General features: G+C 62.0%; 12 protein-coding genes. 7 read left to right on the forward strand and 5 right to left on the reverse strand.

Annotated features, from left to right (window positions below):
• Positions 1-29 precede the first annotated feature (29 nt).
• From GC125_RS08155 to GC125_RS08175, 5 genes are all read left to right on the forward strand, one after another.
• Entirely contained in the window at positions 30-1,895 is a 1,866-nt protein-coding gene (locus tag GC125_RS08155) for an ABC transporter ATP-binding protein (RefSeq protein ID WP_151985231.1), read from the forward strand.
• A 244-nt stretch (positions 1,896-2,139) separates the two neighbouring features.
• A complete protein-coding gene (petA, locus tag GC125_RS08160) occupies positions 2,140-2,715 on the forward strand; it encodes a ubiquinol-cytochrome c reductase iron-sulfur subunit (RefSeq protein ID WP_151985232.1) in 576 nt (191 codons plus the stop codon).
• A gap of 20 nt (positions 2,716-2,735) precedes the next feature.
• Positions 2,736-4,037: a cytochrome b gene (locus tag GC125_RS08165; RefSeq protein WP_151985233.1), complete on the forward strand. Its 1,302-nt coding sequence runs from the start codon at positions 2,736-2,738 to the stop codon at positions 4,035-4,037.
• A gap of 29 nt (positions 4,038-4,066) precedes the next feature.
• On the forward strand, positions 4,067-4,921 hold the full coding sequence (locus tag GC125_RS08170; RefSeq protein WP_151985234.1) for a cytochrome c1: 855 nt from the start codon (positions 4,067-4,069) through the stop codon (positions 4,919-4,921).
• A 191-nt stretch (positions 4,922-5,112) separates the two neighbouring features.
• On the forward strand, positions 5,113-5,655 hold the full coding sequence (locus GC125_RS08175) for an adenine phosphoribosyltransferase (RefSeq protein ID WP_151985235.1): 543 nt from the start codon (positions 5,113-5,115) through the stop codon (positions 5,653-5,655).
• A gap of 15 nt (positions 5,656-5,670) precedes the next feature.
• Here the strand turns inward: GC125_RS08175 and GC125_RS08180 are convergent, their stop codons facing one another.
• The 5 genes from GC125_RS08180 to GC125_RS08200 form a co-directional block, all read right to left on the reverse strand.
• Complete coding sequence (locus GC125_RS08180) at positions 5,671-6,138, reverse strand: MaoC family dehydratase (RefSeq protein ID WP_151985236.1); 468 nt, start codon at positions 6,136-6,138, stop codon at positions 5,671-5,673.
• Positions 6,135-6,614, reverse strand: a complete 480-nt coding sequence (locus tag GC125_RS08185) for a MaoC family dehydratase (protein ID WP_151985237.1) — start codon at positions 6,612-6,614, stop codon at positions 6,135-6,137. The genes GC125_RS08180 and GC125_RS08185 overlap by 4 nt, the downstream gene beginning before the upstream one ends.
• Positions 6,615-6,632: 18 nt before the next feature.
• Positions 6,633-7,736 carry a redox-regulated ATPase YchF gene (gene ychF / locus GC125_RS08190; protein WP_151985238.1) on the reverse strand — a complete coding sequence of 368 codons (1,104 nt, stop codon included), beginning with the start codon at positions 7,734-7,736 and terminating at the stop codon, positions 6,633-6,635.
• A gap of 82 nt (positions 7,737-7,818) precedes the next feature.
• Positions 7,819-8,550: an aminoacyl-tRNA hydrolase gene (pth, locus tag GC125_RS08195; RefSeq protein WP_151985239.1), complete on the reverse strand. Its 732-nt coding sequence runs from the start codon at positions 8,548-8,550 to the stop codon at positions 7,819-7,821.
• 102 nt (positions 8,551-8,652) lie between these two features.
• On the reverse strand, positions 8,653-9,327 hold the full coding sequence (locus GC125_RS08200) for a 50S ribosomal protein L25/general stress protein Ctc (RefSeq protein ID WP_151985240.1): 675 nt from the start codon (positions 9,325-9,327) through the stop codon (positions 8,653-8,655).
• A 303-nt stretch (positions 9,328-9,630) separates the two neighbouring features.
• Between GC125_RS08200 and chrA the strand changes: the two genes are divergently transcribed.
• On the forward strand, positions 9,631-10,971 hold the full coding sequence (gene chrA, locus GC125_RS08205; RefSeq protein ID WP_502706043.1) for a chromate efflux transporter: 1,341 nt from the start codon (positions 9,631-9,633) through the stop codon (positions 10,969-10,971).
• Positions 10,972-11,085: 114 nt separating this feature from the next.
• A complete protein-coding gene (gene ilvD / locus GC125_RS08210) occupies positions 11,086-12,921 on the forward strand; it encodes a dihydroxy-acid dehydratase (RefSeq protein ID WP_151985241.1) in 1,836 nt (611 codons plus the stop codon).
• The last annotated feature ends 34 nt before the right edge of the window (positions 12,922-12,955 follow it).

Raw genomic sequence — 12,955 nt, forward strand, 5'->3', positions numbered from 1 at the left:
GAGCGCGCGTGCGCATTATATGCGGAACGATGGTCAAACGCATTTTCCGGCTCTTCGAAGGCTGGGTGGATCCTTTTCGCGAAACGCAGAACCTCCAGCCGCCCTCCAGCGTGCTGGCCTTTATCTGGTTCTATATCCGCCAGGCCCGCTGGCCATTCTTCGCCATGCTCGTACTTGGCGGCCTCGTTGCTCTCTTGGAAGCGGCGCTGTTTTATTTCGTCGGTCGGATCGTCGATCTGCTCGACACGGTCGAGCGTGCCAGCGGCTGGGACGGTCTGATCGCCATACATGGTCCCGAACTGCTCTTCATGCTGTTCGTCATCGTCGTGGCCCGCTTCGTGATCACCGCGCTTGCGGCACTCGTCGAAGAGCAGACCATCGTGCCCGGGTTCTACAATCTGGTCCGCTGGCAGGCCTATTCCCACGTCGCGCGCCAGAGCCTCAGCTTCTTCCAGAACGATTTTGCGGGCAGGGTGGTCACCAAGGTCTGGCAGGCAGGCCAGGCGACAGGCGATTTCATGGTCAGCCTGCTGCAGGTCGTGTGGTTCGTGATCATCTACACCGCAACGACCATGGCGCTGATCGCACAGCTCGACTGGCGCCTGTCGGCAATGGTCGGGCTCTGGATCGCGGCGTTCTGTGCGCTCGCCTACGTATTCGTGCCGCGCATCCGCCGCTGGGCCCGTGCGTCCGCCGAAGCCTCGTCGATGCTGAACGGGCGGCTCGTCGACAGCTACCAGAACATGCAGACGTTGAAGCTCTTCGCCCGCGAGGATGAAAACGACCGCTACATTCGCGACGGGTTTGATCGCTTCATCGCGGCCATCATCCCGTTTACCCGAAACCTGACCGCGGTCCGCGCGACACTCGCGCTTCTGTCGGGTCTGATGATCGCGATGATCGGCGCGTTTTCGGTTCATCTCTGGTTGACGGGCGCTGTCACCAGCGGCGCCGTCGCATTCACCATGGCGCTCGTTTTGCGGCTGAACATGCTGCTCGGCCGCATGATGACGCAGCTCAACGGCCTGATGCGCAATTTCGGCACGATCCAGAATTCGGCCGAACTGGTGGCCCAGCCGATCGGCCTCGTCGACGAAATGGGGGCCGAGACTCTCACCGTGAAACGTCCGAGCATCGCATTCGAGAACGTCACCTTCCACTATGGCAAGGGTTCCGGCGTCATCGAGAACCTGTCGCTGATCATCAAGCCAGGCGAAAAGGTCGGCGTGATCGGCCGGTCGGGCGCCGGCAAATCGACGCTGGTCAACCTGCTCCTCCGATTCTTCGACCTGGAGGGCGGTCGCATCCTGATCGATGGCCAGAATATCGCGCAGGTGACCCAGGAGAGCCTGCGCGCGCAGATCGGCATGGTTACGCAGGATACCTCGCTGCTGCATCGCTCGATCCGCGACAATATCCGCTTCGGACGTCCGGATGCCGACGATGCCCTGTTGCTGAAAGCTGCGGAGCGCGCCGAGGCGGCGGGCTTCATCGCCAAGCTCGAGGATGTCCGGGGACGCACGGGTTTCGATGCACATGTCGGCGAACGCGGGGTGAAGCTTTCGGGCGGGCAGCGACAGAGGATCGCGATTGCGCGCGTAATGCTCAAGGATGCGCCGATTCTCATCCTCGACGAGGCGACGTCGGCGCTCGATTCCGAGGTGGAAGCCGCGATCCAGGACAATCTGGCGCGTTTGATGGAAGGCAAGACGGTGATTGCCATCGCCCATCGCCTCTCAACGATCGCGGCGATGGACCGGCTGATCGTCATGGATGAGGGGCGGATCATCGAAGACGGCACACACAGCCAGCTTGTCGCCAGCGGCGGCCTCTACTCGGAGCTCTGGTCGCGCCAGTCGGGCGGCTTCATCGCGGGCGAAATGGCGGCCGAATAGGGCTGCGTTCACCGCTCCGATGTGTCCAGGCCACCAAGAGCTTGTGGAACCTGCGTCTGTGGGCGCGACAATCTGCCCACATGACTGTGACGAGACTGGACATAATTTCACTGTGAGCATAGAACCCGCCCAATTGACGGGCGATCGGCGAGGGCTGTCGCACGGGGGGCTTGTCTCCTGTTCACAGACCGCAGCCGCGTTGCTGCGACGTCCGCCATGATCATGCGCAAAGGATGTTTGAGCCGTGAGCGAACACGAAACGACAGCAGACCACAGCGGTGAGCCAACCCGCCGGGACTTTCTCTATCTGACGACGGGCATGGTCGGCGTGGTCGGAGCGGCGGCAGTGGCCTGGCCGTTCATCGACCAGATGCGTCCCGACGCCTCCACCCTCGCGCTCGCCTCGATCGACGTTGACGTATCAGGCGTTCAGCCTGGCATGTCGCTCACGGTGCAATGGCGTGGACGCCCGGTCTTCATCCGCAACCGCACCGAGGAAGAAGTCGCCGAGGCCCAGGCCGTCGAGCTTTCCGAGCTGAAGGATCCGACTTCGCAGAATGAAAATGCGCCGTCCGAGCCTGCAACGGACCTCTACCGTTCCGCTGGCGAAGGTCGTGAAAACTGGATCGTGATGATCGGTTCGTGCACCCATCTGGGTTGCGTTCCGCTCGGCCAATCGGGTGATTTCGGTGGCTGGTTCTGTCCGTGCCATGGATCGCACTACGACACCGCGGGCCGCATCCGCACCGGTCCGGCACCGCTCAATCTGCCGATTCCCCCCTATACATTCGCATCCGACACGATGATCACGATCGGCTGAGGCGAGGAGAGATTTCCAACATGAGCGGTGACCACTCTACCTATGTACCTGCGTCCGGCGTCGGCCGGTGGATCGATAGCCGGCTGCCACTGCCGCGTATGCTGCACGATTCGTTCGTGTCCTATCCGGTCCCGCGCAACCTGAATTATGCCTACACCTTCGGCGGCATTCTCATGGTCATGCTGGTCATCCAGATCCTGACCGGTGTCGTCCTGGCCATGCACTACGCTGCGGCAACGGGCGTCGCTTTCGACTCCGTCGAAAAGATCATGCGTGACGTCAATTCCGGCTGGCTGCTGCGCTACATGCACGCCAACGGCGCATCGTTCTTCTTCATCGCCGTCTACATCCACATCGCTCGTGGTCTCTATTACGGCTCCTACAAGGCGCCTCGCGAAATCCTCTGGATCCTCGGCGTCGTGATCCTTCTTCTCATGATGGCGACCGCCTTCATGGGCTACGTGCTGCCCTGGGGCCAGATGTCCTTCTGGGGCGCGACCGTGATCACCGGCTTCTTCACCGCGTTTCCAGTCATCGGCGAGCCTATCCAGCAGCTGCTGCTCGGCGGCTTCGCGGTCGACAACCCGACGCTCAACCGCTTCTTCTCGCTTCACTACCTGCTGCCGTTCATGCTCGTCGGCGTCGTCATCCTGCACGTCTGGGCGCTGCATGTGACGGGCCAGACGAACCCGACGGGCGTAGACGTGAAGACCAAGACCGATACGGTCGCCTTCACGCCCTACGCGACGACGAAGGATGCGTTGGCACTGGTCGTGTTCCTCGCGGTTTATGCCTACTTCGTCTTCTACATCCCGAACTATCTTGGTCACGCGGACAACTACATCCCCGCAAACCCGCTGGTGACGCCGTCGCACATCGTTCCGGAATGGTACTTCCTTCCGTTCTACGCGATCCTGCGCGCCATCACCTTCAACATCGGACCGATCGACTCCAAGCTCGGCGGCGTTCTGGCCATGTTCGGCTCGATCATCGTCCTGTTCTTCCTGCCTTGGCTCGATACATCGAAGGTTCGGTCGGCTGTCTATCGTCCTTGGTACAAGCTGTTCTTCTGGCTTTTTGCCGTGAACGCTGTGTTCCTCGGCTGGCTTGGCTCGCGTCCGGCGGAAGGCTGGTACGTCACGGCTTCGCAGCTTTCAACGCTCTACTACTTCGCCTTCTTCCTGATCGTCATGCCGCTCCTCGGCATGTTCGAGACGCCGCGTCGCGTTCCGAACTCGATCTCGGAAGCAGTGCTCGCCAAGAAGGCTGGCGCATCCGGCAGACCTGCCGCAGCGCCCGCCTCCCCGGAACACCGCGGTTGACGTCCAGACGAGTCTGAAAGGAAATTCTCATGAAAATTCGTCTGGCCAGCCTTCTGTCTGCCGCCCTTGCCGTCGGTATCGCCTTCTCGGCGACGCTTGGCGTGAAGGCTGCGGAAGGTGAGACCCCGCATTATCCGATCAACAAGCCGCGCCATGTCGACTGGTCGTTCGGGGGCCCGTTCGGTACCTATGACAAAGGTCAGCTTCAGCGGGGCTTGAAGGTCTACACGGATGTTTGCGCCGTCTGTCATTCCATGAACCGCGTTGCTTTCCGCAATCTCGCGGACCTCGGATATTCCGAAGACCAGGTCCGCACGTTTGCGGCCCGGTACGAGGTTGAGGACGGTCCGGACGCCAATGGCGACATGTTCACGCGTCCAGCGACGGGTTCGGATACGTTCCCGGCACCGTTCGCTAATCCCCAGGCCGCCGCTGCGGCCATGGGCGGCGCCATTCCGCCGGATTTCTCGCTGATCGCCAAGGCACGCGCCGTCGAGCGCGGGTTCCCGACCTTCGTCTTCGACATCTTCACGATGTATGCGGAAAACGGTCCCGACTATCTTTATTCGCTGCTGACGGGATACACGGATGCGCCTGAAGGTGTGGAAATCCCCGAGGGCACTTATTACAACCCGTACTACATCGCCGGTCCCTCGCTCGCGATGGCACCGCCGCTCTCTGACGGTGTCGTCACCTATGACGATGGTTCGCCCGAGACGCTCGACCAGTACGCAGCCGACGTCAGCGCTTTCCTGATGTGGTCGGCAGAGCCGCACCTCGAAGATCGCAAGCAGACCGGTTTCCGGGTCATCATCTTCCTGCTGATCTTCGCCGTGCTGCTGTTCTTCACGAAGAAGACCGTGTGGTCGCGCACGGATCATTGATCCGCCTTTGAAAACCAGTCATTGAGGAAAAGGCGTCACACGCGTGGCGCCTTTTTCATGTCGGCCACTCGGGTGATCTCGCTTCTTTTCGAAGCGTTCAATTGCTCTCAGTTTTCGATTTGTCGCGTTTCCGGCCGGTGAACCGGTATCCACTTCACCTGGAAGCGCTCCAGGGCCCGCAGGAGAGCTTGATGGAAAACCGCTACCGCGATCTTGCCTCATCCATCCGCGCCATCCCGGATTATCCGAAGCCTGGCATCGTCTTCCGTGACATCACAACGCTGCTTGGTGATCCTCGGGCCTTTCGCCGTGCGGTGGACGACCTCGTCCATCCCTACGCCGGGACGAAGATCGACAAAATCGCGGGGATCGAAGCACGCGGCTTCATTCTCGGCGGCGCGGTCGCACACCAGCTTTCGGCCGGCTTCGTGCCGATACGCAAAAAGGGCAAGCTGCCGCATGACACAGTGCGGATCGCCTACAGCCTGGAATATGGCGTGGACGAGATGGAGATGCACCGTGACGCCATAACGCCCGGCGAGAAGGTCATCGTCGTCGACGATCTGATTGCCACTGGAGGGACGGCGGAGGCCGCCTGCAAGCTTCTGACGCAGATGGGGGCGGATATCGTTGCGGCTTGCTTCGTGATCGACCTGCCGGACCTCGGCGGCCGCAAGAAGCTCGAAGACATGGGCATCGACGTGCGAACACTCGTTTCCTTCGAGGGGCACTGAGCCCGCCGGTCGGCGTCAGATCTGGATCAGGACGGCGCTGTCGAATTCCATGACTCGCTCGCCATTCGCGTTTTCTGCGAAGTTGCGCGTCTCGACGATACCCCAGCCTGGCTTGGATTTCAGCGCGCGGGCATTGACGACGTCGCAGCCGAAATGGATCGTCTCGCCGGCAAAAACAGGCTGCAGCCAGCGCATATTGCGGATGCCGGGGGAGGGGCCGAGGACCGGCGGCTTGCCGCCTTCGGCTGTGATGCGCGCGGTCTCTCTCTCGCGGAAATCGCAGATTTTGCGCATCCAGACGGCGCCCGTATGCCAGCCGGAAGCGCAGAGGCCGCCAAAGAGGCTCTGCTTCGCCGCATCCGCATCCACATGGAACGGCTGAGGGTCGAACTTCTTGCCGAAGGCGATGATTTCGTCGGCGGTGAAGGTGTGCGTGCCGAAATCCTGACGCGCGCCGATCCGGTAGTAATCAAGGGGGCTCATGCCGTGACCCCTGTCGTCGTGTGGTCGCGCCGCCGGATCATAGTCGGCTGCTTGGTTTCGCAGACCAGTTCGCCGCGCTGGTTGTAAAGCTTGTTCTCGATGGTCACGATGCCGATCTGCGGCCGCGACGCTGACGGGCGTGCCTCCAGCACCGTGCAGGTGCCGGTGAGCGTGTCACCGGCGAGCACGGGTGTCTTCCACTCCGCGTAGTCGATGCCGGGGCCGCCTTCGGACGCGGTCCGGCTGACCATGGCATCGCAGAGCATGCGGTGCAGAATGGCGCAGGTGTGCCAGCCGGATGCCGCGAGGCCGCCCAGGATGCTGGCCTTGCCGGCTTCTTCGCTGAGATGCATCGGCTGCGGGTCGAATTCCCTTGCGAAGGCGATGATCTCTTCCGCGGAAACAGTGACCGGACCAAGCTCGAACGAGCGACCGGGTTCCATGTCCTCGAAATGGATGAAGCTCTGGTCGTACATGGCAGGGCTGGCCGTTGCTCAGGTGTTGAAGCGGAACAGGAGCACGTCGCCGTCCTGGACGACATATTCCTTGCCTTCGTCACGCGCCTTACCGGCTTCCTTGGCAGGTACTTCGCCGCCGAGACCGACATAATCGTCATAGGCGATGGTCTGCGCGCGGATGAAGCCGCGTTCGAAGTCCGAATGAATGACACCGGCAGCCTGGGGCGCCTTGGAGCCACGCTTCACCGTCCAGGCACGCGTTTCCTTGGGGCCGGCGGTGAAATAGGTGATGAGCTCCAGCAGGCGGTAGCCGGCACGGATCAGGCGATCGAGCCCGGGCTCTTCGAGGCCCATGGCATCGAGGAATTCCCGTGCCTCGGCTTCCGGCAGCTGGGCGACTTCCGACTCGATTGCGGCGGAAATGACCACCGCTTCGGCGCCCTGTGACGCGGCCATCTCGGCGACGGCTTTCGTGTGCGCATTGCCGTCCGCCGCATCACCTTCGGCAACGTTGCAGACATAGAGCACGGGCTTCGAGGTCAAAAGGTTGAGCGAGCGCAGAATTTTCAGGTCTTCGGCAGCCATACCTTCGAGCAGGAGGCGCACCGGCTTGCCTTCCTGCAGAAGCTTCAGCGATGCCTCCATCAGGGGCAGCATCAGAGCTGCTTCCTTGTCCTTGCCGGTCGCACGCTTGCGCGTCTGTTCGGTGCGGCGCTCGAGGCTTTCCAAATCGGCGAGCATCAGCTCGGTCTCGATCGTCTCGGCATCGGCGACCGGGTCGATCCGGCCTTCCACATGGGTGATGTCGTCATCCTCGAAGCAACGCAGCACGTGGACGTTGGCGTCCACTTCGCGGATGTTGGCGAGGAACTGGTTGCCGAGGCCTTCGCCCTTCGAGGCACCGCGCACGAGGCCTGCGATGTCGACGAAGGAGATGCGCGTTGGGATGATCTCCTTGGACTTGGCGATCGCCGCGATCTTGCGCAGCCGCTCATCGGGCACGGCAACTTCGCCGGTGTTCGGCTCGATGGTGCAGAACGGATAATTCGCTGCCTGGGCTGCCGCCGTCTTGGTCAGCGCGTTGAAGAGCGTCGACTTGCCGACATTGGGCAGTCCGACGATGCCGCATTTGAAACCCATGGATGGTGCGTCCGTTATTTCTCGAGAAGTGGTTGGGTGGCGTATGCGGGAAGGCGTCGACGATCGTCAACCGCTTTCACCGTCACTCGCCGTTCTTGTTGCCGAAGAGCCGCTTCAGCATGTCTGCCATAGGGCCGGAGACCGGCTGACCTGCGCCTGTCGGGCGATTGGCCTGTCGGATATGGCTTTTCGCCTTGCCAGCGCTCGGGGCCTTCGCGGCAGGCGCATCGCCGGTTTGAGCCGACGAGCCGCCGATCGCGGTGGCGATCTTGTTCATGAAGCCGGCATCGTCGCCGGCGACCAGGAGGCCCGCATGCGCGCCGATCGTGTCGAGCATCGGATCGCGCCAGACTGCATCAGCCTTCGCAAAATCGCCCAGCACATGGTTGTGCACGAGTTCCTTGGCGCCCGGATGGCCGATGCCGAGCCGGACGCGACGATAGTCCTTGCCCACATGGGCATCAATCGACTTGATGCCGTTATGGCCGCCATGGCCGCCGCCGGTCTTGATTCTGACCTTGCCGGGCGCGAGGTCGAGTTCGTCGTAGATGACGGTCAGTGCATCCGGGCCGAGCTTGTAGAAGCGCAGGGCCTCGCCGACGGATTCGCCCGACAGGTTCATGAATGTCTGCGGCTTGATCAGAAGAACACGCGTGCCGCCGATCTCGCCCTCGGCGATCTCGGCCTTGAACTTCTTGGACCAGCCGGACATGCCCTGGGCGCGTGCGATCGCGTCGACGGCCATGAACCCGATATTGTGGCGGTTTGCCTGATAGCGCGAACCGGGATTTCCGAGCCCTGCAATCACCAGCATGCGCGTGATCCTTACCTTGCGGCTGTTTCAAGGTCGTATAAAGCGATCGGCCCGGAGCGCCAAGCGTCCGGGCCGATCCGAAAGACAGAACGGAGGGGAGAATTACTTCTCTTCGCCGCCTTCTTCTTCTGCTTCGTCGTTCTGCTCGATGGCTTCGACTTCATCGGCTTCCGGCGCTTCCTGGCCTTCAGCTTCTTCCTCAGCCGTCAGAACAGCCGGAGCAGCGATCGTTGCGATGGTGAAATCGCGATCGGTGATCGTCGGCTCGACGCCCTTCGGCAGATCGATATTGGAGATGTGAATGCCGTCGCCGATTTCGAGACCGGTGAGGTCTGCAACGAAGGCGTCCGGGATCTTGTCTGCCGGGCAGTGAACTTCGACCGTGTGGCGCACGATGTTGAGAACGCCGCCGCGCTTGATGCCGGGCGATGCTTCTTCATTTTCGAAGTGAACGGGGACTTCGACCGTAACGACCGTGTTCTTGCCGACGCGGAGAAAGTCGACATGCATGGTGAAGTCACGGACAGGATCCAGCTGGTAATCCTTGGGGAGGACCTGGATCTTCTTGCCATCGACGTTGATCGTCGCAACCGTGGTCATGAAACCACCGCCGCGGATCTTCAGCGTCAGCTCCTTGATGGGAAGCGTGATGGCCATCGGGGGCTGCTTGTCACCGTAGATGACTGCAGGGACTTTGCCGTTGCGGCGGAGTTCACGGGCGGACCCCTTACCAACCCGTTCGCGCGCCTCGGCCTTGAGCTCGTATGTGTCGCTCATGGCATTTCCTTTCGAGGTATGATCTGGAGCGCCCCGCGTTTCCGTTTCGGGAAAGTCGCGGAACGTGGAACCGCTCATGTCGAGTGATCCATCCGCGTTGCCTCCAAGGGTGTCTACGCGGACGGCGCGTCTATAACCGACAGGCGGAAAAAGCGCAAGCACGGCCGGCATTCCGGGACGTTCACGCTCGAAAAGATGTTGATCGGCATTGTGATCAACGCCTGCGCCGCTAGAACGACATGGAACTGTTACGTGACAAGGCCATGGCTTCGATCTCAAGCCGGGCTCGCAGGATCATAGGCAATGACGGTGCAGCATCCGACGACGACAAGCGACGACCTCGCCGCAGATCAGCCGTCTGCCGGCATGGGCGAACTCGTTCAAACCTTCGGCAAGATCGGGCTTCTCTCCTTCGGTGGGCCTGCCGGTCAGATCGCGCTTATGCATCGCATCCTGGTGGACGAGAAGCGGTGGCTTTCCGAACCGCAATTCCTCCATGCGCTGAACTTCTGCATGCTGCTGCCCGGCCCCGAAGCCATGCAGCTTGCCACCTATTCGGGCTGGCTTCTGAAGGGCGTCCGCGGCGGGCTTCTGGCCGGGCTTCTCTTCGTTCTGCCAGGCTTCTTCGTGCTTTTGGGGCTTTCGATTCTCTACATCACGGTGGGCGATGTCCCGATCGTCGACGGGCTGCTGTTCGGCTTGAAGGCGGCGGTTCTTGCCATCGTGCTTGAAGCGATGATCAAGGTCGCCAAGCGGGCGCTTAACGGACGGTTCGCCTATGCGATCGCGATCGCCGCTTTTGTCGCGATCGCGTTCCTGCAGGTGCCGTTCCCGCTGATCATCGCTGCGGCGGGCCTTCTCGGGGTACTCCGCCATCGGGTGTTCGGCGCCGGTCCCGGCAATGCCGACGATGTCGTCCTTGCAGAACCCAAGGTTCCTTTTTCGTCGACGCTGAAGACGCTCGCCGTCTGGGGTGCGCTTTGGCTCGTGCCGCTCGCTCTACTGCTCGCTCTGTTCGGTCGAGGGCAGGTCTTCGCCGATCAGGCGCTGTACTTCTCGCAAACCGCGATCGTCACGTTCGGCGGGGCTTATGCGGTGCTGGCCTATGTGGCGCAGCAGGCCGTCGAATTTTACGGCTGGCTGCGACCGGACGAAATGCTGACGGGGCTTGGACTGGCCGAAACGACGCCGGGGCCGCTCATTCTGGTGCTCGTCTTCGTCGGCTTTCTCGGTGCGTCGCGTATGTCCGGTCTCGATCCGATCACGGGCGGCATTCTAGGGGGCACGACCGCGCTTTTCTTCACCTTCGTTCCTTGCTTCCTCTGGATCTTCGTAGGCGCGCCTTACATAGAGCGCCTGCGCGGTGTGAAATGGCTTGCCGCGGCGCTCTCCGCCATCACGGCCGCCGTCGTGGGCGTCATCGCCAATCTCGCCGTCTGGTTCGGACTACAGGTTCTTTTCGGTGAAACATCGACGGTCGATTGGGGGCCGTTTTCTCTGCCCTCATTTGATCCGGCTGCACTGGATCTTGCGGCGCTTGCGATCGCAGTGGCTGCCGGCGTCGCGCTCATTCGTTTTCACCTCAACATCTTTCTCGTGCTGGGCGCAGCGGCCGCAGCAGGCGCCATCGTTACGATCGGCTGAAGGCGGGTACCAAAATCCGGACTGTCATCGGTGGACAAAGCGGCATGCTTGACCGAAGGTGCGGCCCGAATTAGGCAACGGCATTTCCTGACACCGACACGGATTGAAATAATCATGCCCGCATATCGCTCCCGCACCACGACCCATGGCCGCAACATGGCCGGCGCGCGCGGCCTTTGGCGCGCCACCGGCATGAAGGACGGCGACTTCGGAAAGCCGATCATCGCCGTGGTGAACTCCTTCACCCAGTTCGTGCCGGGCCACGTGCACCTCAAAGATCTCGGCCAGCTCGTCGCACGCGAAATCGAAGCAGCCGGCGGCGTCGCCAAAGAGTTCAACACGATCGCGGTCGATGACGGCATCGCCATGGGCCATGACGGCATGCTCTATTCACTGCCGTCGCGCGAGATCATCGCCGACAGCGTGGAATACATGGTCAACGCGCACTGCGCCGACGCCATGGTCTGCATCTCCAACTGCGACAAGATCACGCCCGGCATGCTGAACGCGGCCATGCGCCTCAACATCCCTGCCGTCTTCGTTTCCGGCGGTCCGATGGAGGCCGGCAAGGTGGTGCTCAACGGCAAGATCAAGGCACTCGACCTCGTCGACGCGATGGTTGCTGCCGCCGACGATAGCGTGTCGGACGAGGACGTCCAGGCGATCGAGCGTTCGGCCTGCCCGACCTGCGGCTCCTGCTCGGGCATGTTCACCGCCAATTCTATGAACTGCCTGACCGAAGCGCTCGGCCTTTCTCTGCCCGGCAATGGCTCCACGCTCGCCACGCATGCGGACCGCAAGCGGCTGTTCGTCGAGGCCGGTCATCTGATCGTCGATATCGCCAAGCGCTACTACGAGCAGGAGGACGAGAGCGTCCTGCCGCGCAATGTCGCGAACAAAAGGGCGTTCGAAAACGCCATGTCGCTCGATATCGCGATGGGTGGTTCGACCAACACCGTCCTGCACATTCTTGCCGCCGCCCATGAGGGCGAGATCGATTTCACGCTGGACGACATCGACCAGCTTTCGCGCAAGGTGCCGTGCCTCTCGAAGGTCGCGCCGGCGAAGTCCGACGTTCACATGGAAGACGTTCACCGTGCCGGCGGCATCATGTCCATCCTGGGCGAACTGGAAAAGGGCGGGCTCATCCATCGCGACAGCCCGACGGTGCATGCCGCCACGCTCGGCGACGCGATCGACCATTGGGACATCGGGCGCACGTCGAGCGAGACGGTGCGGAAGTTCTTCAGCGCAGCCCCCGGCGGCATTCCAACCCAGGTGGCCTTCAGCCAGGAAGCGCGTTGGGAAGAGCTCGACATAGACCGCGAAAACGGCGTCATCCGCTCCGTCGCCAATCCCTTCTCGAAGGATGGCGGCCTGGCCGTGCTCAAGGGCAATATCGCGCTCGACGGCTGCATCGTGAAGACGGCGGGCGTCGACGAGTCGATCCTGAAATTCACCGGGCCGGCAGTCGTCTTCGAAAGTCAGGATGCAGCGGTGAAGGGCATTCTCGGCAATGAGGTGAAGGCCGGTGACGTCGTCGTCATCCGCTACGAAGGCCCGAAAGGTGGGCCCGGCATGCAGGAAATGCTCTACCCGACGAGCTATTTGAAGTCGAAAGGCCTCGGCAAGGCCTGCGCGCTTGTTACCGATGGCCGCTTCTCGGGCGGCACGTCCGGTCTCTCCATCGGCCATGCATCGCCGGAAGCGGCGCAGGGCGGGATGATCGGGCTGGTGCGGGACGGCGACATGATCGAGATCGATATCCCGAACCGGACGATCAATCTCGCCGTCTCCGAAGACGAGCTCGCGGCGCGTCGCACCGAACAGGACAAGCTCGGCTGGAAGCCGGCGGCACCGCGCAAGCGCAATGTCACCACCGCGCTCAAGGCCTATGCAGCTTTCGCATCGAGCGCCGACAGGGGCGCTGTGCGCATTCTGCCGGAATAGAGGGCTTCCTACTTCTGAATACGAAAAAGGCCGG

Source organism: Rhizobium sp. EC-SD404, from assembly GCF_902498825.1.
GTDB lineage: Bacteria > Pseudomonadota > Alphaproteobacteria > Rhizobiales > Rhizobiaceae > Georhizobium.

Excerpts from the sequence above, each read along its gene's own strand:
- GC125_RS08155 (WP_151985231.1), top strand. The coding sequence starts at position 30 with ATGGTCAAACGCATTTTCCGGCTCTTCGAAGGCTGGGTGGATCCTTTT.
- GC125_RS08165 (WP_151985233.1), top strand. The coding sequence starts at position 2,736 with ATGAGCGGTGACCACTCTACCTATGTACCTGCGTCCGGCGTCGGCCGG.
- GC125_RS08170 (WP_151985234.1), top strand. The coding sequence starts at position 4,067 with ATGAAAATTCGTCTGGCCAGCCTTCTGTCTGCCGCCCTTGCCGTCGGT.
- GC125_RS08175 (WP_151985235.1), top strand. The coding sequence starts at position 5,113 with ATGGAAAACCGCTACCGCGATCTTGCCTCATCCATCCGCGCCATCCCG.
- GC125_RS08180 (WP_151985236.1), bottom strand. The coding sequence starts at position 6,138 with ATGAGCCCCCTTGATTACTACCGGATCGGCGCGCGTCAGGATTTCGGC.
- GC125_RS08185 (WP_151985237.1), bottom strand. The coding sequence starts at position 6,614 with ATGTACGACCAGAGCTTCATCCATTTCGAGGACATGGAACCCGGTCGC.
- ychF (WP_151985238.1), bottom strand. The coding sequence starts at position 7,736 with ATGGGTTTCAAATGCGGCATCGTCGGACTGCCCAATGTCGGCAAGTCG.
- pth (WP_151985239.1), bottom strand. The coding sequence starts at position 8,550 with ATGCTGGTGATTGCAGGGCTCGGAAATCCCGGTTCGCGCTATCAGGCA.
- GC125_RS08200 (WP_151985240.1), bottom strand. The coding sequence starts at position 9,327 with ATGAGCGACACATACGAGCTCAAGGCCGAGGCGCGCGAACGGGTTGGT.
- chrA (WP_502706043.1), top strand. The coding sequence starts at position 9,631 with ATGACGGTGCAGCATCCGACGACGACAAGCGACGACCTCGCCGCAGAT.
- ilvD (WP_151985241.1), top strand. The coding sequence starts at position 11,086 with ATGCCCGCATATCGCTCCCGCACCACGACCCATGGCCGCAACATGGCC.